This is a genomic window from Colwellia sp. MB02u-14 (assembly GCF_014076915.1).
GTDB lineage: Bacteria > Pseudomonadota > Gammaproteobacteria > Enterobacterales > Alteromonadaceae > Colwellia_A.
Genome location: NZ_JACGUX010000079.1, coordinates 506,232 through 531,319, shown reverse-complemented (window position 1 = coordinate 531,319; position 25,088 = coordinate 506,232). Strand labels below are relative to the sequence as shown.

Here is a 25,088-nt window from a genome sequence, read left to right as displayed (position 1 = left end):
TTGTTAAATATAAATAGTGAGATCAGCTATCGCGCTGACAATGGTGAAATCTGGCAGATTTATCAGTCAGAACTCAATGAAAATGATTTTTTCGTCGTGCCTAAGGTGCAATTAGTGACCTTGGCGACAGGAGACTATAATTTTTCACTGGTAGAGTACCCCGGCGTTGACAGTGGCGGTTACTGCCTTTTTGAAACATGCCTGGGTGTTTGTGCAAAGGAGATGGCGCAGATCACTGTATTCTTGCAGCAACACTATGCAACGCTAAAACCCTGCGCCATCGCACTAAAGGCTGCAGATGCCAAAGCATCGCTTATTTACGCCGACAATAATGGTCAGGTAGCAAATAAAGTGGAAACGTCTGCAATGTCTTACGGACAAAATAACGCCGTGTTTCTGGTGAACCTTGATGCCCGGGCTATGGCCTTTTTCAACCGTTACTTCTCTGGCAACAAGACAACCGGTTTTGTCACGGTCAACTACGAGTTTGCTGCGCCGGGACGCCTGCCCGCCGTGGAGGTGAGCGCCAGTTTCAATGCAGTAAAAGCGGCTTCTTGTGCAAAGAAGTTCACCAACAGCCAACTGTCTGTTAAACAGCTTTTACACGATACCTGGGGCTTGCTTGAAAGCCTGACTCAGGAGTTTACCCATTACAGTGAAACATTGACTAAAACTATCAATGATACCAGTGCGTTAATCGCCAATATCCAGCGTTACAGCGATGATGACGACTTCATTTTACGCAGTCTGTTGAGATTATCCGCTGCATGTTCCGTGACCGTTAAATCGACAAAGGGCGTGGCCATTGACAGCAAAATGCTTGACCGGATCAACGCTTGGGCGATAGCGCAATTAGATGACAAAATAGCCGAGGCCTATCGGCTTGCCAAGCAAAGATCTGGTGAGACAGGATTAGATGTTTTTGCTTCACTACACTCTGTAAGCCAAATTGAAAAACCAAACCAAATAGTAAACTGGTGTCAAAAAACCACGCTACAGTGGCCTGGCTTTGGTGACTTTGCAAATAGTCAATATCGCAAAACAGCCGAAACCAAGCGTTTTGAGCTATTGGTCAGGGCCGATGTAGATTTTGTCAATATTATCGACAATATTGTCGTGAAGGTCAGTTATACAGGGTTGGCCATAAACAGCTTCACTTTAACCGGGCAGCAAAGTTTTCATCTGTTTGAATGCGATTGGGATCTCACTCAAGCGGACAAATACACGATTGAATACACAGCCACGTATAAAGGACACATACCGCAGTTTGTAGCCCCGCCATGTATTCAATCCGATCAAGAGGTAACAATAACCACACCGGACCTTGGGCTGCAAAGCGTCCACTTCGATGCATCCAATATTAATTTTGGCCAAGCAGCAGATCAGTTAGACCGAATTGAAATATCCCTTGTCTTTAGCGATAATGGCAGACCCAGCCCAAGTAAAATACTGATGCTAAATGCACAGACAAGTCTTGGACGGATCAGCAGTGTTGAACAAGTTCCTGTCGATAATGACTATCATTACCAGGTTGCTTATTTTCAATCCGGCAAAACCGCTGCCGTTTATACGACAGAAAATATCGTTAGTAACCAATCTGCCCAGGTTATTTTTAATCCCTTGACCTTTGGCCATGTTGATTTTGTCGGCAGTGGTTTCAATGCTAGCGACACGGAGAAAGTCCTCGCCATTATGCTAACGGTTAATGCCGGGCAAGCCGTACCATTGAGGCCCGGCAATGAGCACCTTCGCATACCTTGCGTTTTTTCTCCGGCGCAGAAACTGGTGACTTATAGTGCCCAAATAATGACCGCAGGAGGACCTGTCATGATGAGGTCGGTCACCAGGCCTGAGACGCCACTCATCGACATAGGAGCAGACGTCCCATGGTGGTTTTCGGTCCAGCTTGATTCGTCACTCATCCATTGGCACGGCTTGTCTTTTATTGAAGTCACAATCGGCCATGGCACCGCGCTCGCACCACTATCAAGCGAAACCATCATGATACTGCCGTCTGGCCGCGCATCCCAATACTGGGGATACGAGTATCAACCCCAAGAGGAGGTTTGCTACTACTGGGGAGCCAAGTATTGGTTCAAGGACGGCACGGTAAAAACCATCGCTTTAAAAACAGCCCAAGGTTCATCCAATCTCCTGACTTTACCTTCATTCACACAATAATAACCGTTAATAATGGCAGTTAAACCCTATGTTGAAAATCGACTCAAAAAAAACTTACACCACAAAAGACAACCAGAGCTGGCAGACTTATCAGTCAGATGTTGATGAAAATAGCTTTTTTGTCTCACCTGTCGCTACCTTGACCAATCTGGAAAGTGGCAATTACAATTTTTCACTGGTTGAATATGCCGGGGACAACGCGGGTGGTTTTTGCACGTTTGAAACCGGGCTCAGTGTGCCCGAAAGCGATCTTGCACAAATTAAAACCATGTTGGCAACCGCGCATCCGCAATTAACCCCAGTGCCGCAGATCATGACAGGGCGTTTTGATATCAAAGCCATATTTTCCTATATCAGCGCCGACGGTTTGCTCAATCAGGAAATAGCAACATCCCCGTCACCGTTTGAACTGAACCGGGCGCTTTTTTTGGTCAATCTTGATGCCTCGGCGCTTAAGCTGTTTAAGGGGTATTTTGGCGGTGACGATTCGGTGGGTGTTTTTACTATCCGTTATGAATTTTACGTTGCCGGACGTTTGCCGCTGATCAGCGTTGAATCGACATTTAATGCGTCCGTTGCATACAGTTATGAAAAGAAAGTGATCAAAGTTTAATCTCGCCAAACCATACCACTGACCCTTTTCACAGCAATAATAAAGAGAAATAAACTATGCCGTACACACACTTCAGATATATAGCTTACGAATTACCCACCGCGACTCATTTGGCTAGTGGTGGTGTTGTTTCCGGTTTTCCGCCGGGAACTAATTGCCCAGCCGTGGCAAAAATACCGGTTCCCGCAGGACTGAGTGCCGACGTAGAGGCCCGCTTGCTGCGCTTTGCTGCCGTCGTAAAACGGGCATGGGATCGTGTTCAGGCGCTCGGGGCAGATAATGCCAATACGCTGAAAATATTTATGGCGCCTGAATTTTACTTTCGCCCTCCTACGGCAACAGGGGCTAATTATGATAGTGACACATATCCTACCGCTATCGCCGCTGAAGTGATCAGTGCCTTTGATACCATGTTTCAACATAATGATTTTGATAATTGGCTGATCATACCTGGCACAGTGCTCTGGAATGGACCGGCACCCGATGCTGTTAACAAGCTATTTTATAATACCGCTTTACACGTGAGGGGGGGGGCAGTAAACCAACCAACCCGGATTATTGAAAAAAAAATAGCCTCCGGTATTGATGGGGTGCCCAGTGCCTATACGCCAGGCGGGTATGCCGACCTAGTCCCTTTTTATCAACGATGGGCGGTACGCAAGAGTCGTAGTTTCAGTAGTGGCGGAATAAATTTTGGTCTTGATATATGTCTCGACCATTTGGCTGCCGTTCGTTTGAAAGTGTGCAAACAAGTTTTACATGACTGGCCCGTTCAAGAAGGTAATGTTCAAGATGCACAAATACATCTACTGACAGCAGGCGGTATGACCATCAACGATACCTCTGTTGCTGCGACTGTCAATGGTTATATTTTAAGAAATGATGGCTACGCGAATGCCCCGCGCTCGCAACAAAAAAAAATCAACAAATACACAAATGGAGCTGAAGATTCAACCCCTAGCAACATGAATTCTAAGGCCTTAATGGCCATTGATGCGGTGGCGGACGCCAGCATAGTCTTAGTCGGTGATGAATGTGTGCCAAACAAGGATGGCGGGGTTTTTATCTTCCCTCAGCGTATTGTCGTCTACCCGATTACAGGACCTATTTAACCGATAAGGTTTTCATTTGTCACTCGGCTGACTCGCCAATCACTAACCCTATTCGATTACTATAAGAAGAACAAACCGATGAATTTTTCAGACCTTAAGAAAGTTGTTGTCGTCACCAATAACACCTTCATTATTACTCCCGACAATCTGGGCACTGACATAAAGAGATTGATTGCCAGTTATTTTGCTTCGCAACCTTTGGTGATTGCCACAGCATCAATAGATTCGGACAACGGCAAAGAGATCGTCGTGTCAGGCGTATCCAATATTTTGAACCTTGCCAATTTGGCGTTAACGGCAACTTTTTACTTAAATGCATCTGGCATCGCCCAGGTGCAGCTCAAGTACAAATTACTTGGCGATATGCCAGGCCCCAATGATTGGAAGTTTTCAAACAGTTTTAAGGATTTACCAAAAGTCGCAGACTGGACCCAAACATATTCCCAGGATGGAAGCGTTTTACTCGATCAGCTGAAACTTTTTAATGCTTATTATGTTGTCAGCAGTGAAGCCAAAACAGAAGCAGAATTCAACGTACCGCTAAAAGTAGGTTTTAACTTTGTTAGTAAGCTTCACCCTCAGGGACCTTTGGCAATAGTCAAAAGTATTTTTGGTTATGATGATGCCCTAACAGTTTACGGCAACATAGTGCTGCCAAAATCTGCGGAAGTCACACCGGCGCTGCCAGCAATGACATTTCCCTGGGAGCTCAAAGAAGAAATTCCGGGCATCCGCTTGCAAGCGGATATCGGTCTGGGTTTTAAGGTAGGCAATGTTTCTTTTTCAAAGACGTTATTGAAGATATATACACCGACATCCCAGGAGTGGCTGGACGAGAACGAATCGCACGTTGCGTGGCAGTGCTACAGCGGCGAATTCAATATTCCCAGTGCGGATATTACCCTGGATGTCGGTATTCCGATTGATTTGGGCGCCAACAGTTTAATGATCTTGGGTGCCTTCAAAGGTTTGTCCCTGGCTAAAATGACATCACTGGCCGACATTGCCGGCGGCGGTGATTTGACCGCTCAATTACCGACTGAAATTCAGAAGCTGGGCTCAGCGCTTGGCAAGATTGAACTCACCCATGCCGGTATTGAATTAAGCATGGACAGTCCTGCATTGGCGCTAAGCTGGGCCAGCTTTACCCTTGGTCTGCCTGACATCGACTGGAAAGTGTGGCCCGATCATTTTGCTATTACCGCACTGTCAGCCACTTTCTCGGTGAGTAACCCCTTGGACAGCAAAAAGCGTGAATTTTCGGTCAGGGTTGGTGGTACCTTTGAGATTGAAGGGATACCTGTCAACATTGCGGCACAAAGCAGCGATGGCTTCACCGTTTATGCCTCGCTTGCAAAAGAAGAAACCATTCCACTTAAACAACTCGTCGAAACCTACGCACCTGTTTTGCCTACCCCTAGCGATCTGACTATCAATACGCTGCGGGTAGCCGTTGCACCGAAGAAATACTACAGCATGGCCCTGGCCATGGCAGACCAACCGAATCCCTGGACCATTGACCTAGGCCCCAAACCGCTTATCATCAGTGATGTTTCATTGAATTTCACTAAAAAAGCTAATACCCCAGTAACCGGGAGTTTTGGCGGTACCCTGGCGTTGGCCGATATTGCCTCCTTGCGGATGAGCTATGAAGTGCCAAGCAATAATTTCGAGATGAGGGCGGCGCTGCCCGAAACGACATTAAATGGCTTGATTAACGGATTGAGTAATCAGAGCCTATCTTTGCCATCAGGTTTTGATTTAGATTTCAAAAACAACTACGTATTGATCCAAAAAGCCGAAAACAACTACACGTTTCTTTTAGCAACGACAGTCGAAAATTTTGGAGCTTTAGCTTTTCAGATCCAAAAAAACGGCAATGAATGGGGCTTTGCCGCAGGCCTGAATCTTGACCAAGGTGCCATTGCCAGCTTAAACGGGCTGGGCGTGCTATCTGTTTTTCAAGATGTTTTTTCCTTGAAAAAACTGATGCTGGTCGTATCCTCTTTTGATAACCCGCAATTTAGTTTCCCGGATATGGCCGCTTTCAACGCGCCCACAATCCGCACCAGCAGTGTCACAATCCCAGCTCAAGCTAGCGGCTTGCAGGCCGGATTAAATTTCTATGCCCAGTGGGAAATCAATCTTCAGAACAACAGCCAAAAACTGCTCAGCGACCTTTTTAACCTGGATGGATTGTTGGATATCACTTTGAGCGTCAGCCCCAATCCCAGCGAAAACTCCAGCCTTTATCTCGGATATCAAGGAAAGCTCGCCAATATGCCGGTCACAGGTCAGCTTGGTGGCCGGCTGAAAAATAGCAATTTAGAGCTTTATATCAAACTCACCTTAGATGCGACGATCCAGAAAAGTGTGCAAAAGTTCTCGGTTGTCGGTGCCTTTACTGCCGGTGGTGTTTATATAGCGGGGTCAATGATAGGTCCAAAACCGATTGATTTTAGCGTATTCAAACTAGGCAACTTGGCCGTTATGGTCGGATGTGATTGGGCAGGTGTACCTAGCTTTGGTATAGCTGGCACTATCTATGTTGAACAATTTACTTCCTCCATCGCTGTATTTTTTGATTCGACCAACCCGAAAAATTCCATGGTGGCCGGCTCGGTGAGCGATTTACATCTGGGTGATGTGCTAAGTACCTTTACAGGCAACATTTTGCCTTCGTCTATTATCTCTGTGCTGAACGGGATTGCTCTGGAAGGTACTAACCGCTTCAACCTGCCTATTGCAGTAGAAACCGATTTGGATAACCGTGACCTGAGCGCCATTGCCACCGCCATGTCAGCGAAAGGTTATAATATCCCGTCTCAGATGTCTCAGGTGTTGTTGGCTAAAGCACAAACGGGAGATATTTGGTATCTAACGGATCTCAGCGACAAAATGAAGCATTATGCCTTTGAAGTTAAGGGCAATAATGTAGAAGTTAGCCTCAATGCCCAGTTTTATTGTGCGCCGCAAAACACCAGTATTGGCGATCTGGTATTCAATCAAGGCTTTCTTATTAACGGAAAAATTGATATTTTTGGCTTCTATGCTCAGGCAGAAATAGAAATAGATACCGCCAAAGGCTTCAGCGCCAATGCCGCCATGAGCAAAATTGTGATAGGTACACCAAGTCTGTTCAGTATTAGAGCCGCTGTCGGGGACGGTGGTCCGGTAGTATCGATATCGACCTATACCCGGGAACAAGAAAAAATACCAGAATTCATACCCCCTCACTTTTATATCAATGGGGCCCTTGAAGTACTGGGGTTGAGTAAGTCGATATACGCCAATATTACTGAGAAGGGTGCGTATTTTGAGGTTAAAGGTAGTCTGTTGCCCGCTATTTATTTTGACTTAAAGGGACATTACAGTGCGATTGACAACATGGCCATTGACGGCACTTTGGGTATCGGCGTTGATGATATCGACCTGGGGCCATTGGGCACAATATCTATTGGTACCGGCGTTGAAGGCACTCAATCTATCGGTGTCATGGAGCAGAGTTTCTTTGCCAAGTTAGCGGCACGCTTTAAATTGGCCGGAGAATCCTACAGCTTGGGGTCAATCGGTCTGGATATAAACACCGAGGCGTTTAAAAACCTGGTTGCTTTGATTTGGGAAAAGGTAAAAGAATTCTTGATCAACCTGTTTAAGGAACTATGGCGCTGGGCCAAACTCATTGGTGAAGGCATTATTGAGGGAGTTAAGGATGTTGCCAAGGTACTAGAAGATGCCTTTAACGGTGTCAAAGATTTTGTCCAGTCAGCCTGTGGTCATGGCGGCAGGGAAAAAATCGTGATTGCGGTTATGCTGCACCAGTCCCAAGCGGCAGCGCTGGACGTTCAACTGGGTCCGGTTCCGCCCAGCCAGGAAATCATTGAGCAAGTGACCGACTGGGCCAAGCGAATTCAACAAGAGCAAGTTCATCAGTACATCATCGCATCCATTCAGGCAAATAAAATGAAGGCAGGCAAGATAGCGCCGACCGATGCCTATAGTTATGTCATGAAGTACGTCAATTCTTTCAATATGCGATACTCGCAAAGCCAGGTCATCGACTGGATCGAAAGGCCGCAGTCGCAGTTACCGGTACTGAAAGACTTTGACAATACGTATTATAGAAAGCTAACCAAGGCACGTTTATTCCAGACCTTGGTAAAAGTACATGTTGACTTTGAACAGCTGGTCAGTGATGTCACCGTGACACTGCAATATCCCGGGTTACAGGCCAACAGCTATCAGTTTACGGCTAGCCAGATGCAGCATATTTTCAGTGCTGATTGGAATGAAACCCAGGGCGATACGTATACCATTCAATACAAAGTCAATTTTAAAGATGGTTCACATCCTTTCAGCTCTGAAGCGATCAGCCAAAGCGATAGCGATGTGACCATTGCAGCCCCTGAAATGGGCGTTCAAAGCGTAATTTTTGATGCTTCGAGCATCAATTTTGGGAGTGGAAAGACACAAATCAAACGGGTCGTCGCCAATGTCTATTTCTCTGGGCTTAAAAAGGACGCACCAACCAAACAACTCACCTTGTTTGCAGACAATAAGACCGGATTGGCTTCCAGTAGCTATAATGTGTCGGTGCTCAATACCTATTCTTATACCCTGTCATATTATCAAGAAGGTAAAACTGACCCTGTCTATACCTCCGAGCTGATGTACAGTACCAAACCACAGCAGTTGGTGCATAACGAGCTACAATTTGGCACCGTCAATTTTGTCGCCAAAGGGCTTGAAGCGGCCGATATTCGCGGCATTTCGCTGACCGTCGGCGATGATTCAGCGGTGTTTTTAAACGCAGGCAAGCCCAATATTGAAGCCTATTATGCCTGTGGACCCGGCACCAAGAATATTGTATACAAGGGAACTATCATTACAAGCAGCGACGCTATCGCTATCAAGGAGACCATCAGGCCGGTCGCTGATACGATTGAAATCGGTTTGGATGTGCCATGGTGGTTCTCAGCCCAAATCAAATCCAGCCAAGTCGACTGGAAAAAAGTCTCCATGATAGAGGTCGACTTAAACCAGGGCAGCGTCACAGACAAGCAAAAGATAGAGACGGTGACATTACTGCCGGACATGCCATCTGCATCTTGGGGATTTTCACATATGAGAGCAGATAAACCGCAATATAGTTGGGGCGCCAAGTATTGGTTTAGGGATGGAACCAGTAAAACCATCACCCTGCAAGACGCTATCGGCGACAGTAATCTGCTTGAGTTAGCCAATATCGCACAGGCGTAATAAACAGTCGGTTCAGCGGATGAACCGGCTATATGATTGGCAAGCAAGCGCCTTGGTAAAGGCTCACATACCTACGAATAATCGAGACTAAAATGGTTTAGCCAATAATTGGTGGCAGCACTGTTGAGCAATTTAAGCTCTATTGTATTGCTGCCTTGGGTTATAAAATCGCTAATATCAAAACTGTCATAAACCCAATTGTGTGACGGTGGGTTATAACTTTTTTTGTAGGCTCTGCCGTTAATTATGATGGTTATATTAGAAGGGCCAGGTGCCGAAGACAGGTGGGTCAATTTCATTGTCGATTTTGTCAGTGCAGGAAACCCCCCAAAGCTATTGTTAAATGTGATATTGAAGTAACTTTGATTATTTCCGTGCAATATCCAGTATCTACCTTTGTAAAGGGTTCGCGGACCTGTATTGACATTGCAGTGACTGGTCTCTATCGTTGGACTGGCAAAGTTCGCAGCAGGTGTGGGAAATATCTGCTGCACGCTACTTAATATGACGACGTTATCATAAGCACGGGAATTGGCCAAGATTAAACAGCTTTGCAGTGCTGTCGTTAATATTTTGGGGGTTATGCTCGCAGACCAGATATTAGCAAGTACTGTTGCCATATCCTGGGCCGCGGTATCTGAATACCTAAGATACAAGATAGGGGCACTTTGCACCACGTCAAAGCCACCGGCTTTTGCGCCTTCCGCTGCCTGCTGTAGCGTTTTTTGGTCTCTAAAGCTGGTTTCGACAAGGCTGTTTAACATGGATAACATTTTGAAGATTCCTTTTTTTTGTTTAATACCAATTGTAGGCATCTAACACCTGTCCATAATCGACAGGAGTCCAGGCCGGAGAGCATTGCAAATTCATTGCCGCACTGGTTTCATCTAAAGAGCTGCCGGCATTTTTCATCGCCCTGGCGATGGTCATGCCATTGGCAGAAGCGCTGGCTAAGTCATAGGCAGAGGCAATCGAGATAAGCAAATTCCCAGTTGTCATGGAATATGTTTCCATCAGCTGGGGCGCCGCCAGCAGTGGCGATACCCGGTCACTGGCCAATGATTGCGCATGTCCCCAGTTTGTATTGCTATAGGCTTGCGTGATGACATCGCCCGCCCCTTCTGGACATTCGTTCTGATAATGGCTTTTAATTAAGGAGATAGCAGTATCTAGTTGGCAATCTGCGACCTTTAGGGCAACGGCCAATGAGGCTATATTGTTACGTGAAGCTAGGGTAAAACCAAAAGCTTGGCTAATAATAGCAACCATATCAAGTTCACCATAATGAGCCTTGATCACAGGTGAAACTTGAATAGGTAAATAGGGTGATGCACTTAGGGCACTGGCCATTGCCTGAGCATCAAGTTCACCAGGTGCCTGGTGGGCCATATTGATAAAGTCCCGCATTTTATCGGCAGAGGGAGTATCGGGCAATAGAAATTCACCTGCGCTGCTACCGGGTACCGCAGGGATATAAATTGAAAACCAGCCATTAAAAGAATAGACCCCATTCCATTGATAAGCAGGTGGCAGCTGCCTTTGGGTATAATACCCCCAATATCTAACACTTTTGTGGAACTTGGTAAATAAAAATGAACGGGTCAACATTGCGTTGCTCGTCGAGTTATGCGCCGAAACATTGAACTGAAATTGGACCAGGCTTTGTTCCCACTTTATTTGTGAGGCGTCCAACTTCAAACTGATATAACGATAGTCAGGATCAATGACAACAATTGAAGAAACTATGGTGGTTGGTGACACTAGGGTATCGGGCCTTGTTTCTTTGTGGCTGATGACCCCCTGATAGTGGATCGGCAGCGTTATGCCATCGGCTGAGTAAACATCCATAGTAGCTATAGGTTTATCCGGTGTTAATGTGATGGCTTGCTCAACTTTATTATTTTGTGCATTTATGTAGTAGACATTCAGTTGCACCTCAGCGACTGCATCGTGGGCATGGTCGGCCAGTAAAAAACCTTGTTGATAGGGCAGTACAGGTCCCAGGAGGTAGATGGTCTCGGCATTGGATGTTTGGCAGGGAGCCGCGTATTGCTCACCATTTTTCAACTGATAAGTGACAGTGTAAACGTAGGGGTTATTGATTGGCCGCTCTACGATACTTTGCACAGTGATCGCCCTGGTATCATTGTTCAATTCAAACTGGCGTGTTAACGGCGCCGTATTGGCGCTTGAATTTTGATAGAAAAAGGATACCGAAATCGACTCTACTTGTGTGTCAAAATTAACAACCCCGGCATCAAACGTGGTTTTAATATGGCCTGAATCTGTGGGATTGATAACAATGGGCGCTTGATCTTTTACGTTAGGCCAAATGATCAGTAAGGGTGGTTTCTGTTGATCGATATAGTGAACTATATAAGAAAAACGGCAGCTGTCACCAGCCTTGTTGTCATAAGCACAGGAAAAAAGATGGGCAACAGAGTTGCGGCTAAACTCGTATGTATTTTTATTAGCAGGCAAGTTGGCGTAGTCGACCCAAGCATCAATTTTTGAGATCACTGAGAAATCCACCGCAGCGATGACGTGCAAAAGAAACTGTTTTTGATTCAATATTTTGAAGCACGAAGGCCAGGAGCATCCACTGCTGACAAGCGACAGCGGATTGCTATTATCCAAAAACCACGGGACAGTGTTTTGGGCGAGGAACTTCAACTGAAACGAATTAATATTCTCTATTTTGGCAGGAACCAAGCAGTCGACTTGTTCTTCGACCGCCGCGACCAGTTTTTGCACGGGAACCTGGTATTTGTCACCCAATTCGTTTTGCATCCACCTATTCGATGCTTGCAGGACATCCTGGGGCAAATTGAATTTTTTTAATAGTTCCTGCCCCAAATAGTCGGATTGATTATGATCTATAAAGTGGCAGCCAAGCTGTCTTTTTTCCACCTCCAGGGCAGAAATGTCATGCTTTACCCGTTCTCGAATCACCATTTTACCCCACTCTTGCAGCTGTTTTAGCCTTTGCGGCGCAACCGTTTGGTCAGCGGAAATTATATTAACTGAGCAGGCCGGGCTGGAGGGGGCATCAAGGTGTTCATCGACAATCGCAAGAATGTCACAAGTGGCAATGGATTTTGTTATATCGGCCCCAATTTGACTGACAAACGTTTGGGCACTATTAAGCGTAAGCGTGCAATCTACGCCTTGCAGCAGAGTATTGACCTTAACGTGGTAGTCAACCTTAAGGTCATGAGATTGACTATCGCTCAGCGCTGAAATAAAGACCAGCATGCTTTGGCCATCCAACCGTTCAACAAAAGAGGCAATGAAATTGCCATTAACCGCGATAACAGGTGCCGTGAGAATAAAAGATTTGTTTTCTACCTGATAATCAATGTCGACCGTACCTCCCTGTTCAAAAGGTATTGGTTCTATGCTTGGGTTTAGATTAAGATCATTTTCAATCTTGAGGGCAATAGATCTCTTGATCTCTTCAGGCACAACAAGCTCGATATCCAGATGCAGATAGCCGCTGCCATTATTTGAATCATTGGTTTGATATTCAATCAGATCGATATGCGGAACTTTATTTTCAGCAAAAATAGTAGGATGAGGCGCAATATAAAAAAGACTGTGGTTGCTAGTGTCTCCAAAATACTCCCACTCGTAGCCTTTATCGTCAATGAAGATGTTTTTATTAGAAAAATCAAACATATTTATACTCAACCGTTCATGATTAAAATAGAGAGAATATTGATTATAATCAATAACCATTGAAAGTAAACTATATTTCTACCAACCTTCATTTGCTTGAGAAAACAACCTCGGGCAATCGAGCGACACTCGATCATTACGAGCAATGTCGTTGCTTCTAGGGGGCAATTAACATCTCAAATACGGCTTCGATTATAGTCAGTACAAGTGTTACCTTGGGTTTCAATTATTTGAAGTAGTGACCCAATCTCGTGTTCGTCATAAAATTCGAACAGACACTTTTGTCAATCTCGTAGACTCTGTTGACTTGTTACCAATCAATAGCCTAATGCTTTAATCTCTTAGGGTGAATGACACGCAACTTGCTGCGTTAAGGGTAGGGCAAGCGGATTTAAATTATACAGATGTAAAGCCAACAGTTAATACTTTCATCATATAATCTTCATCCCACCCTGCTTTTAGCCGTTTTGTTTTAACGCCAACCTTTACGCTCTTCTCATTTTTCAATAAGTTAAGTGCTATTTTATTCATCATTGAAAAATTTTCTGCGGCATATCCACTTCTCAAACGATTTTGATCTTCATTGAAACTCACGTCCAACTACCAGTGGAGCTTATTCTCAACAAACCAGTGACTACGTATGGCATTGGCAATAAAGTCGGCATCCTTATTTCTATGACTCGTAATATAGAGTCGTTGTCCCCCTGTGTCAGACTAGTTGTCGCCTCTAATTTTTTAGTTAGAGGTAATAAATATGAGTCGAAATTACTCACAAGCATTTAAAATACAAGCAGTAGAAAAGACATTACTTAAAGCAGATAATGTGACAATCAAAGAAGTTGCTGATTCTTTAAGTGTTAATCTTTCATCTTTAAATCGATGGAGAGTTGAAGCTAAACAGCAAAAACTTAATACAACGTCAACAAACGAGAAAACTCTTTTGACTCAAGAAAACGCCCACAAGATTGGACTTTAGAAGAACGATTTAACATGGTGTTAAGTTGTAACTCATTAGATGGTGAAGCATTAAGTGAGTATTGTCGCGAGCATGGTATTTATCCTCATCATATAACTCAATGGAAGTTAGATTTTGTTAGTGGAAATACTGAGCTTAATAAACCTATTTCTCGTACTGAAATCAAAAATCTTAAACATGAAAATAAAGTGTTAAAAAAAGAATTAAATCGCAAAGAAAAAGCTCTCGCCGAAACTGCTGCTTTGCTCGTTCTCCAAAAAAAAGTCCACGAGATTTGGGGAAGCGACGAGGACAGCTCACTATGAACGTAGAGCGAGAAGATATTATCGGTTTAGTCACTGACGCTTGTAACACAGGAGCCAAGCAAGAAAAGGCTTGTAACATCATTGGTATCAGTACTAAAACGTTTCAGCGCTAGAACGCCAACGTATTATCAAAGTAGCTAACCAGCCAGAATACGCCAAGTTACCCCCTTGCCAAATAGTACCAAGGTTAGCGGATATGGGTATTTATATTGCTTCAGAAGCCAGTTTCTATCGTGTATTGAACGAGTGTAAACAGTTAAAACATCGAGATAAAAGCAAACCTAACCGAAAGATTAATAAGCCAAGAGCCTTAACCGCAACAGCGCCTAATCAAATTTATACCTGGGATATCACCTATTTGCCAACACAAGTTAAAGGTATCTTTTTATACCTATATTTGGTGCTCGATATTTACAGTCGTAAAATTGTTGGCTGGCAAATTCACCATGAAGAACTCAGCGTATTAGCGGCTGATTTAATGACCGATATATGTAATAGAGAAAAAGTAGAAAAAAACCAAGTGACCTTGCACTCGGATAACGGTAGCCCTATGAAAGGAGCGACCATGTTAGCTACTTTACACGAGTTAGGGGTGGTTCCTTCGTTTAGTAGACCATCAGTAAGTAATGACAACCCCTATTCAGAATCCGTATTTCGCACGTTAAAATATCGACCTGAATATCCTGAAAAACCTTTTGCAGATATAGGCGTAGCAAGAGATTGGGTTAAGTGTTTTGTGCAGTGGTATAACCATGAGCACCGCCATAGCGGTATTAAATTTACTACCCCCGTTGAGCGCCATACAGGTAAAGATATTGAAATATTAGTGGCTCGAACGTTGGTGTATAAAAAGGCTAAGTTAGAAAATCCCAATAGATGGTCAGGTGAAATTAAAAACTGGGATCATATTGAAGAAGTTTACCTTAACCCTGAAAAAGGGAAATCAGAGGTAGTAGAGAACAAGGCGGCATAAATTTAAACTTTAGGCGACAACTAGCTTGAAAAACGCCGCTCTCACTTAACAACTCATTACGCATGAATTTCTGGCTCAGTAACGTACCTCTATGTAAACGATGCCAACGGCCTACCACTTGTTTATCTTACCAAGACATGGCTTTGTCTTTATCCACACACAACACCAAATGCACATGATTGCTCATTACCGCATAAGCACATATACCAATGGAAAATACTGACGATAACCACAATACCTTATCTTCTACCCAGGCCCGTCTGTGCTCGTAACTCGTACCTGAATATTTATCAGTACCGCATAAAAAGGCACGTCTGACACACCGTGATACGCAGTGGTAATAGGGGGTATCGATGAGACTGACCTGAGATGAACGAGGCTTGGGCATAAGTGACTCCTTTCAATTGTTGCTATTTCAATGAGTGTTATCAAAGCTTAGTGCAGTACAAAAAACAGTCAAATAATTATGAGTGGCCTATTTATACCCGGGTGGCCTATTTATACCCGCCTATTTATACCCCTGCGCTCTTCTACCGATTTATCTCGGCGCACTGGATGTCTTTCTAATTTCCTTACAAAGGAATTAGGGGATTAGGCAAAGGTTTATTAATTTCTAGGGTTGTATATTGGTTTTATAAAGTAGTGAATTAAAAACACCCATGGTAGCGAGCAGCAAAGAAAAATTTTTTTAATTTATTACTATGGTTGACTTTTTTATTTCCTTCTGATTTACCAAGTTGCAGATAATGCGATGAAAGAATTTGAAAAAATCAAACAAAGTGCACTTTAAAGCAGCACTTACACCGATCCATTTGAAGAACATAAATTAATAATGAAAGTAGCTACTGGTTCACGTTAGTGGGATTTATACTTTAATTAAAGGTAAATTAAAAATGAGTAAATCTGTAATTGTTGTATTACGACATGGATGTGATGGGGGGGATGGGGCCAAAGAAGAAATTGATTTTAATCCTGACATCACAGTAACCAATCACTCGTCTCGCGGAAAAGTAAAAGATAACAAAGTAACCATTGTTACCAACTGGTTGGGCGACTTAGGTCTTAAACAAGCACATGGTTTAGGTGATGCATTACCAGATTTATTGGGTGCTTACTGCCCGGTCAGTCGGATCATCACTGAAGGACCTGGCGATGGGCATGACGGTACACCAAACCCACTATACACGATCCTATATGCAGCCAAAAAACTTGCCGCTAGTTTTAAGCATTTGACCAATAAAAACTTAAGTCTGGACCTCTATGACAACGATTCATACAAAGACCCAAAAGTGTTTTCCGTTGATGCTTTATTGCAAGATGGTAAAGGCCAGTATTCAACTATTGTAAGTTGGGAGGCAAAGGGCATGTGGCGCCATAGCGATGGTGGTTTTCAAGAAGACTCACTATTAGGTCAACTGGGGCATTGCGGATCTGGAGATCATAAAGTTGAAAATCATCACCTGATATCTAAACATAGTCCGTATAAAGGACAAGTTATCTACATTTTTGAATGTAACGAAGATAACTCTTTGACACTAAAAGTGTTTACTTATGATCCTTCAACAACAGGAAATGGATTCACAGAAATAAAAAGTGGCTCAGATTGGCCGAGTAATTTATGTAAGAAAGCTCAATAACAATTGTTAAATAAATACAGACACTTCAATTTTAAAATAATCTAATTGAGGTGTGTTCAATTTACCAGAATGTACTAAGAAACCCACGATGAATTAACTATATCGCCTGTTTTGAATCCTTAATCATGTAAAAAATATTGATTAATAGACGATAGAGAATTTTTAGAAAGGTAGCACTTTTTTGGATTGTGGCTTAGTAATACAAGGGCTGTCAGCATCACAAAGGTCTAATAAAAATGACAAAAATTAAAATACTCATAACGCCAATTATTGCCTTACTACTGACCAGTTGTGCAAACTCACTGACAACAACTGCAACAGCAGAGTCGATACAGGCGCTGGATTCGGTTTGTATGGCGTTTGAAGATAATTCGATACCCTCCTGGGATCATTTAAAGGAATCAGGACTCGACGATCTTTGGCGTAGTTTTCGTGCGCGCCATCAAGATGAGCAAAACCGAAGTATTGTCATTTTTATTGATGGTACGGGAAATACGGAACTTAGTAAGACCAATATATGGAAGCTTTACTCGCTTGCGGTAGAGCAGGGTTGCACAAATGCAGTCATCCCTTTTTACCAACAGGGTGTTGGTACTAGATTCGGTAATAAACTGCTTGGGGGTGTGTTTGGAGATGGTGTAGATAACTACATTCAAAGAAATTATCAGGTGATTGCGCAAACTTACAAGCCAGGCGACAAGATCTTTATTTTCGGGTTCAGCCGCGGCGCTTATATTGCCCGATCACTCAATGGTATGATCGAATTCGCCGGCCTGTTAAAAGTGGATAGGGAAAATATTCAAGAGAGCGATATTCGTGAGCAAACTACCCGTCTTTTTACTGCTTATCATCACCTCAATGATGGAATGCCTCAATTTGAACAGAGGCTCTATGGGATGATAGAAAATAAAGTAGGGGATATACCTGTTTATCGTGGTTTGGAAAAGGTTAATGTTGAGGCTATAGGCGTGTTTGACACAGTACCTGCTCTTGGTATTGGGCGTGATGATAATCCAGACAACCATCGCACTGGCCTCTATGCCAGTTATGGTTACCATGCATTAGCCATAGATGAACAAAGGAATGATTTTCGTCCCCTTATGTTTGATAAATTTAACATCAAGGAACAGGCATTGTCCCAGATATGGTTTGCTGGGGCTCATTCTGACGTTGGTGGAGGGTATCCAGATTCTGACTACGGTCTGCAAAAGCTAAGTCGGGACTGGATGTTGGAAAACTTCAGCCAATATGGCCTGTTTGTGGACGTCGCTCAAGGCCTTGGATGTGAAGACCAAAGGGGTTTGTGTGAAGCGGGTCAGCTTCATGACGCATTTCTCGATAACAACAATACATTTGGCCGGTTTGGTATCCACTGGCGTACACCTGACCTAGGGGATATCATGCATGGTAGTGTCTTGTGTCGCTATAACATTCTAGATTTGCCCGAACCCCACGAACGCGAGCCAGATTCCATATATCGGCCAGAAAACCTCATATATCCACTCGTTGGCAGTTATGAATTTACAGATTTTCTATGTTCCGAAGTAGCTACAGGTACAGGTCAATAATATTAAGGCTTCAAAAAGTCATTTAAATCGACCAAAATCTGTCGCCATTCCCGGATCTGAAGGCTTTCCTAGCTATGATGCTGCTGGAGGTGTTGAACAGGGAGTATTGGAAGTTGCGCTACGCTTGGTAGAACGAGGTTATCGACTCGTTAATTACCTATAATTACCTGAACACCCACCTCAACTTGTGGAGCGGTATTATGTTAGGTACATCAACAAAACCTATCAACGTACAGGTACGTTATGGGAAGGTCGATATAAATCTACCTTAGTCGATAGTGATAACTACTTTTTGTTGGTAAGTCGTTACATCGAACTTAATCCGGTGAGAGCTCATATGGTGGTGCACCCTGCGGAATATCCTTGGTCAAGTTACCACGGCAATGCACTGGATAAAGATGTAGCACTACTGTCAGCCCATTACTGTTATCAATCACTTGGCACGAACAAAGAGGAACGCAAACAGGCTTATAAATACCTGTTTGAACACCACATACCTGAACTTACGTTACAGGAAATACGGGATGCGACAAATAAAGCGTGGGTATTGGGTGAAAATCGATTCAAACAACAAGTTGAGCAACAAACGGGAAGAAGAGCAGTGCCACTAGCCAGAGGTGGGGATAGAAAATCCAAGTGTTTTAGAGGCATAGTATAAATCAACGTCAACGTTGATTTCCTGTCTAAAAAATGCAGCATCAGTACATGCTTATGTACTGATGACAAGCCATGTTCACCTGCTCATGTCAACCAGTGAGTTAATGTCTATTACCAAAGTAATGCAATCGGCAGGTCGGCGTTATGCAAATTAATAAAGTTAACAACCCATGATAATGAGCAATTCCAAAAATAGTTTTTATTTATTATAATGGTTATCTTTCTGATTATTTTCTTGAGTTTTGTGTTTACTGAAAAGACTACACAATCGTACCCTAGGTTTTTTTATGAACGATAGTATTGTTACAAAAGCAAAGTTTTGGAAGTGTACACTCCAAGTTAATCCCGCCAGCTATATTAATTATTGTGGGGTTGAGCACAGCATTTCGTACACGTCTCATATGGCGGTACTTTATGAATACATTTAAGTATGTTGCTACCAATATTATAGATGAATTACATGCTATTCGAGATGAATTTAGACAGTCAAAGATTTTAATGAGCGTAATTTTTATTTCCATTATTAGCTTAATATTTTATCTAGACCCTGTTCCTAATAGAGTTATTAATTTTAGTAGTGATACTAATCAGTCGCAATGGTATTCATTTGCTAAAGATACTAGGTTAAAACTACAAAATTCAGGAATTAATATGACCATTTTTAATACAGGCGGTGCTGTCGAAAATGCGACTCTAATTAACAATCCAACATCTAAAATTAACGCTGGTTTAACTTATGGTGCAGCTTTGGACGAGAGTCAGATTGATGGGATTTATTCACTAGGCAGCATTGCGTATGAAACTTTATTTGTTTTTTATAATAAAAATAAAATTCCGGTTTTAAAAAACTTGAAAGATTTGGCTAATTATAAGGTTGCTCTAGGACCAGCCAATAGTGGTTCTTTTGTTATCGCTAAAGATTTATTCATGGCTTTAGATGTCAATGTGAATGAGAATCAGAACTTCAGTTTGGGAGAGTTTTTAAAGATAAGGAAACGTTTATTGAAGGGAAATGTAGATGCTGTGATTATTGTGACCAATATTAATGATCCTTTAATTCGCCCCTTGTTTGACGATCCCAATATGGCTCTATATAGTTTCACAAATGCATTAGCTTATAAAAAGCATTTTAGTTATTTTGAAGCTATGACTTTACCGGCTGGTTCGATTGATTTACTAAAGCATATTCCCACAAAGGATGTTTCATTGATATCTACATCAACTAGTTTGATAGTTAGCAGAGATATGCATCCAGATCTTCAGTTAGCCTTGCTGATGGAGATAAAAAATTTGATTCACAGCAGTCCACTTACATCTTTTGCTAAACGCAATGAATTTCCAAAATATATTGATACTTTAATACCGATAAGTCCCATTGCGCAGAAATTTTATAATTATGGCCCTACAAAGGCTGCACGTTTTTTCCCTTTTTTGATCGCTGGTTTTATTGATAGAATTTGGCTCTTTGCTTTGGGTTTGATTTCAATTTATTACCCATTATCAAAACTGAATATTAACGTCAGAACAAGACGTTTTGATATTAAACTACAATCGTATTATAAAGAACTTCTAGAAATAGAAAATAGTTTGTACGGAAACAATATAAGTGAAAATCAAAAATTAGAATTTCTCAAGCATTTGGTTCGTATGAATTCGGATGCTCATGAGTGTTGTGTACCAAGAGGAAGTGAAGGCAATTATTTCGACTTACTCAACGGCATTATAAGCCTTAAAAACCAAATTGAGTTGATTGTTACTTGAAAAGAAATAAAGGGATCGGTAACACTTGATAACTATTCTCATTTGAATTTTTTAAAAATTAGCTATACTTGATGGCGTATTTAGGGACGAAAGGAGTCGATAATGCCCCGTAAGCCACGCCATTTTTTAGCAAACGTTGCTTGCCATATCATTAGTCGCGGCAATAATCATAATGTGTGTTTTTTTGCCGACGATGATTATTTATTTTATCTCGAATGCCTAAGTGATGCCTGTGTAAAGTATGCAGTTTCAGTACATGCTTATGTGCTGATGACAAACCATGTTCACCTACTCATGACACCCAGTGAACTAATGTCTATGCCCAAAGTAATGCAATCGGTAGGTCGGCGTTATGTACAATATATCAACAAAACGTATTGGCGAACGGGCACATTATGGGAACGTAGATAAAAACCGCAACGTCAATGGGTTATGCACGATATTTATCGTCGTTTGGGTAATGACGATAGCGCGCGTTATTATGCCTCGGTCTCGAAAAAGCCAAGTAAGTTTGATTGATACACCTTATTATCATTGTGTGACGGTCGTTTAATTTTGGCCGGTGCCTTTGCCACTGAAATTTGTGCTTACGCAGTGATGAGTAACTATGTGTATGTGGTAATACATGGGGGTGTAGGCATGGCTTGAGATCTTAAACGGTAAATAGTATATGTCCCTTACTCCGAAAAGTTTAAATAATTTAGAATAAATACTCCGTGTCATTAATTGATTTTTCCAACTAAAACGAGTTTTTTCATACCTATCAGAGACTTGAATGTTGATACTTTATCTTGCAGGTTTAAAATCCGTTATATAAAAACCTTGAGTTTAAGTCTGAAGATGACAATAAATCAAATTAAAACAATGAGTTAAAATAAGAAGGTTACCAGAAGGTAGCGAATGAGTTTTTTCTTTAGAGTGTTTGACATCAGGTTGATGCCGTAAACACACGAAGGATTTATTAATGACTCCAGCTAACAATTCAAGAGAGGCTAACAGCCATAATCTGGACTTATGTTCAGTGATTGAGAAATTCTCTATTTCCCTTTCCAACGAAAAAATAGGTGCCTTTATTGAGATGATAAATGTTATTGCGGAAGGTATTTTTGTAGTCAATGCTGATGGTGTCATCGAATTCATTAACCCAATGGCTGCGAAATTTTTGGGCAATTCTCAAGACGCTTTAGTGGGGCAGCGTTGGTTTCACTTTCTACATGATCGCCATCGCGAACAATATGAGTATATCTTCCTAAATTGGAAAAAAAACAAAAAGCAACCATTAAGTCATGGTCCCAAAGAGGTATTATTAACCCGTGCGGATAGCACTTGGTTGGAGGCGGACTTATCGATTTCTCGCTTGCCAGAATCACTAACACAAGGTAGCCCGATGTTTGTTGGCGTGTTACATAATTTAACAGAACATAAGGCTGAATATAGCGAACTTCGCAAACAAGCCAGTATCGACCATTTAACGGGTTTGGCGAATCGGTATCATCTTGAAAAAACGCTGAATAAAAGTTGGACTGATAGCATTGTGAATGGACAACCCATTAGTTTAATCCTTATAGACGTGGATTATTTCAAGCACTTTAACGATCAATTTGGCCATGTTTATGGCGATAAATGTTTGCAAAAAATAGCGAAGGTTATCGATACTTGTTTACCTTCGAATGATAGCTTAGCGGCACGCTATGGTGGCGAAGAATTTGCCGTCATTCTACCCCGCAACCATACAGCAGATGCAGAGTTAATTGCCAAACAAATTCAGCAACAGATAAACATCATTAATTTTAGCGATCTGGGTCTGCCTTCAACTCTACGAGTGAGTGTTAGCCAAGGTATATCATGCGAACATAGTGGTCAATACCGTACCCCAGAAGCCCTTATTTGTTCAGCAGATACCGCTTTGTACCGCGCTAAAGCAGAAGGAAGAGACAGAATTAATCTCAGTTTGTAGCAGTTGAGGTTCTTTGACCAATTAGTCGCTATGGTCGTAATATTTTGAAGGAAAATGATTTATTTATTAATAACGCAGGAAGTAAAAAAATTATGGGGTTACATCTTCAAGAGAAATAGCAAAAAAAGTATTGGTACAAGATGCCCGATACCATATTTTGATCATTCGAGGAGACAAAAGTGTTCATGCTATTGGGTTGTATCGAAAATACAGTATGGTTGGGGAACGCAAAGCTATTAGTCTTTTTGACTCTAATCAAAGGAAGTTGACTGCTGCGGGTCAAATGACGTGAGTGGCTTTAGTCTTTATAAAGTCACTCACAAACCTCAGGTATTATGTTGAAATTTTATTTTAAAGATAAGTATTTATCAGGATCAGTTAACAATTCAATTAACACCTCAACATTATTATCAAGTTGTTGTTTTACACGGCCAGGAAATATTTCGTTTAGTTTATCTAAACGGTCAAATTGCGTGTGCCAAATATTTCCCCAGTTTTTTTCGGTCTTTTTATCACAAGCGGTAACGTTCTTTTGATCATAGCAAGTCCACAGCTTTTCTTTGGTCGATTGAGAATAACCATCAAAGCCATCCTTACCGTTAATCGAAAAGTTTGTTGACTCAACATAAGCAATGGGCACGCCAGCACAGGCAAAGCTCGCATGATCAGACCAAGAACCTGTTACACCTTCAGGGTAGCCCGCATAATCAGGATGAATAACATACTTATTGTCTTCACCTAAAACGTTAATTGATGCACTGAGTAAAGCATTGCGCATTGATGTGTCGCTGTTGTACTCATCACTTTTACAACGCTTATAAGGGGTTGAATGTGCGCTGTGTACATAAACTTTATCGCCACCGGCAATGGTGTCAAAGTTTATCATGGCAGCAATATTACCAATTTCGTTACGTGCGGATAAATCGCTAACGTAGTGATTAGAGCCTTTTAAACCTATTTCTTCTGCGCCAAACGCGACGAAACGAATATTATAATTTTTAGGAAGCTGAGTGGTGAGTGCTTCGGCTATTGCCAGCATTGCTGCTACCCCAGCACCGTTATCGGTTGCTCCCATTGAACCTGTTTTCATCGCGGTCGAATCATAATGAGCACCCAAAATTATAGTAGGTTTAGTAGAATCACCCCATTGGGCAATAATGTTGTTTGACTCACCTTCCATTTCTCCACTTTGAAATGAAAATTTTTGTTCAGTAACTTGGTAACCAAATTTTTCAAACATGGTTTTAATATAACTTGCTGTTTGCTGTTCTTTTTCAGTTCCAGCTTCGCGAGCGCCAATACCTTCGGTAGGTGAAGCGAGTTGTTTAAGATAGGTATAGGCTCGTTTTTCATTAATATCTGTATTGGTTTGATTTGCTGCTAAAGAACAAGGAGTGACGAGTAATAGCGAACTGGTCAGGAAACAAGGTAACGCCAAAGGGTGGAAATATTTCATGTTTATCCTTAAGGGGAGGACGAAAAAGGGCTGATTATTTTATGGTGATAGAATAATAGAGTTACTTATTATTAACAATAACAGAGAATGAAAAAAATTAATCACCATAAAGAACGTCAATTAATATTAGGCGCCAATAATAACCTTTATATATAAGAGTCAATAATACGGGTAATACTTCCATTCACTTTTAAAGTTTGAATCGCATGATTGATTTGAGGTAGTAGGTACTCTAGTTCTTTTCGAAGTCTTACTCTTAAAAAACCATCAGAATGTATTGGGCCTAAAATAATAGGTACCGATAACGCTTTTGCCCAATACTGTGCAGGCTTGTCGCCACTAATGGCAAAGGTAATTCGTTTTCTAAAAAGTGCTTTCACCAATTCTTTTTCTGAAGGGTAATCTAGCCGATTAAATAAATGATCGTTGTGATAGTAATAACCTCTAACAGTACCTAAACTTTGACCTTTTAATTGTTCATCTTTTCCTAGATCTTTGGGGATAGGAGTACCTGCCAAATAAATAATATGCTCTTTGATTGGAATAACCGTATCACTAAAAACATAGCGGCTAGACTTTTTCTCTTCAGATAACCAATCAGGATTAATTAAATCAAAATCAACCACCGCATTTTCAAGCGATAAATTAGTGCGCATTGGCGGTAAAATAACTTCTTGGCCGTTGATATTGGCATTGACGAGTATAACGTCAACCACATCAGTTACGATGCCACGTTTTTCGCCCGTGTTAATATAATAAGGGTACCAAGCACTGGAACCCGAAGGGTCAAACTTTAACGTTGGGATAGGCGAATTACAAGCAACATCAGCTTGTTGGCATGCTACGCTCTTCAAAGGAAGTAACGATAACGCTAAGATTAAAAATTGACACAATGAATTATTAAACATGCTGTCCCTAATTAATGATCTTTTAAAAATAGTAGCATTTGAATAAA

The 25,088-nt window shown here is 42.0% G+C and carries 17 protein-coding genes and 3 pseudogenes; 14 read left to right on the top strand and 6 right to left on the bottom strand.

Annotation, left to right across the window (positions count from 1 at the left end; genetic code table 11):
* The 4 genes from H4J52_RS12730 (at position 1) to H4J52_RS12715 (ending at position 9,165) form a co-directional block, all read left to right on the top strand.
* Positions 1–2,181, top strand: a complete 2,181-nt coding sequence (locus H4J52_RS12730) for a hypothetical protein (RefSeq protein ID WP_182224839.1) — start codon at positions 1–3, stop codon at positions 2,179–2,181.
* Between the two features lie 28 nt (positions 2,182–2,209).
* The gene (locus H4J52_RS12725; protein ID WP_182224837.1) at positions 2,210–2,794 is read left to right on the top strand and encodes a hypothetical protein; all 585 of its coding nucleotides are present in this window, start codon (positions 2,210–2,212) and stop codon (positions 2,792–2,794) included.
* Positions 2,795–3,096: 302 nt separating this feature from the next.
* Positions 3,097–3,906 carry a hypothetical protein gene (locus tag H4J52_RS12720; protein ID WP_182224835.1) on the top strand — a complete coding sequence of 270 codons (810 nt, stop codon included), beginning with the start codon at positions 3,097–3,099 and terminating at the stop codon, positions 3,904–3,906.
* Positions 3,907–3,984: 78 nt separating this feature from the next.
* Positions 3,985–9,165, top strand: a complete 5,181-nt coding sequence (locus H4J52_RS12715) for a hypothetical protein (protein ID WP_182224833.1) — start codon at positions 3,985–3,987, stop codon at positions 9,163–9,165.
* Between the two features lie 71 nt (positions 9,166–9,236).
* Here the strand turns inward: H4J52_RS12715 and H4J52_RS12710 are convergent, their stop codons facing one another.
* From H4J52_RS12710 to H4J52_RS12700, 3 genes and pseudogenes are all read right to left on the bottom strand, one after another.
* On the bottom strand, positions 9,237–9,980 hold the full coding sequence (locus tag H4J52_RS12710; RefSeq protein ID WP_182224831.1) for a hypothetical protein: 744 nt from the start codon (positions 9,978–9,980) through the stop codon (positions 9,237–9,239).
* Positions 9,961–12,903 carry a hypothetical protein gene (locus H4J52_RS12705; RefSeq protein WP_182224829.1) on the bottom strand — a complete coding sequence of 981 codons (2,943 nt, stop codon included), beginning with the start codon at positions 12,901–12,903 and terminating at the stop codon, positions 9,961–9,963. Before H4J52_RS12705 ends, H4J52_RS12710 begins: the two co-directional genes overlap by 20 nt.
* Before the next feature lie 336 nt (positions 12,904–13,239).
* Positions 13,240–13,539, bottom strand: a pseudogene (locus H4J52_RS12700) (ISAs1 family transposase); the annotation flags it as partial.
* Between the two features lie 58 nt (positions 13,540–13,597).
* On the opposite strand from H4J52_RS12700, the gene H4J52_RS20515 reads away from it, so the two are divergent.
* The 3 genes from H4J52_RS20515 (at position 13,598) to H4J52_RS20505 (ending at position 15,097) form a co-directional block, all read left to right on the top strand.
* Positions 13,598–13,819: a transposase gene (locus tag H4J52_RS20515; protein ID WP_404851984.1), complete on the top strand. Its 222-nt coding sequence runs from the start codon at positions 13,598–13,600 to the stop codon at positions 13,817–13,819.
* Between the two features lie 14 nt (positions 13,820–13,833).
* Positions 13,834–14,124 carry a transposase gene (locus H4J52_RS20510; protein ID WP_404851983.1) on the top strand — a complete coding sequence of 97 codons (291 nt, stop codon included), beginning with the start codon at positions 13,834–13,836 and terminating at the stop codon, positions 14,122–14,124.
* 124 nt (positions 14,125–14,248) lie between these two features.
* Positions 14,249–15,097 carry an IS3 family transposase gene (locus H4J52_RS20505; protein ID WP_404851985.1) on the top strand — a complete coding sequence of 283 codons (849 nt, stop codon included), beginning with the start codon at positions 14,249–14,251 and terminating at the stop codon, positions 15,095–15,097.
* Between the two features lie 40 nt (positions 15,098–15,137).
* Here the strand turns inward: H4J52_RS20505 and H4J52_RS12690 are convergent.
* Positions 15,138–15,485 (bottom strand): annotated as a pseudogene (locus H4J52_RS12690) (transposase); the annotation flags it as partial.
* A gap of 505 nt (positions 15,486–15,990) precedes the next feature.
* On the opposite strand from H4J52_RS12690, the gene H4J52_RS12685 reads away from it, so the two are divergent.
* From H4J52_RS12685 to H4J52_RS12655, 7 genes and pseudogenes are all read left to right on the top strand, one after another.
* Positions 15,991–16,734, top strand: coding sequence for a hypothetical protein (locus H4J52_RS12685; RefSeq protein ID WP_182224827.1), 744 nt, complete (start codon positions 15,991–15,993; stop codon positions 16,732–16,734).
* Positions 16,735–16,970: 236 nt separating this feature from the next.
* Positions 16,971–18,302 carry a DUF2235 domain-containing protein gene (locus H4J52_RS12680; RefSeq protein WP_182224825.1) on the top strand — a complete coding sequence of 444 codons (1,332 nt, stop codon included), beginning with the start codon at positions 16,971–16,973 and terminating at the stop codon, positions 18,300–18,302.
* Between the two features lie 187 nt (positions 18,303–18,489).
* A complete protein-coding gene (locus H4J52_RS12675) occupies positions 18,490–18,960 on the top strand; it encodes a transposase (protein WP_182224823.1) in 471 nt (156 codons plus the stop codon).
* Between the two features lie 413 nt (positions 18,961–19,373).
* Positions 19,374–20,720 carry a TAXI family TRAP transporter solute-binding subunit gene (locus tag H4J52_RS12665; RefSeq protein ID WP_182176796.1) on the top strand — a complete coding sequence of 449 codons (1,347 nt, stop codon included), beginning with the start codon at positions 19,374–19,376 and terminating at the stop codon, positions 20,718–20,720.
* A gap of 102 nt (positions 20,721–20,822) precedes the next feature.
* Entirely contained in the window at positions 20,823–21,131 is a 309-nt protein-coding gene (locus H4J52_RS12660) for a transposase (protein WP_182177362.1), read from the top strand.
* A 70-nt stretch (positions 21,132–21,201) separates the two neighbouring features.
* Positions 21,202–21,344, top strand: a pseudogene (locus H4J52_RS20045) (transposase); the annotation flags it as partial.
* Positions 21,345–21,798: 454 nt separating this feature from the next.
* Complete coding sequence (locus tag H4J52_RS12655) at positions 21,799–22,677, top strand: sensor domain-containing diguanylate cyclase (RefSeq protein ID WP_182224896.1); 879 nt, start codon at positions 21,799–21,801, stop codon at positions 22,675–22,677.
* Positions 22,678–23,023: 346 nt separating this feature from the next.
* Here H4J52_RS12655 and H4J52_RS12650 read toward each other — a convergent pair whose 3' ends face one another.
* Both H4J52_RS12650 and H4J52_RS12645 read right to left on the bottom strand, forming a co-directional pair.
* Positions 23,024–24,133: a M28 family metallopeptidase gene (locus tag H4J52_RS12650; protein ID WP_182177360.1), complete on the bottom strand. Its 1,110-nt coding sequence runs from the start codon at positions 24,131–24,133 to the stop codon at positions 23,024–23,026.
* 146 nt (positions 24,134–24,279) lie between these two features.
* A complete protein-coding gene (locus tag H4J52_RS12645; protein ID WP_182223573.1) occupies positions 24,280–25,041 on the bottom strand; it encodes an ABC transporter substrate-binding protein in 762 nt (253 codons plus the stop codon).
* Between the last annotated feature and the right edge of the window lie 47 nt (positions 25,042–25,088).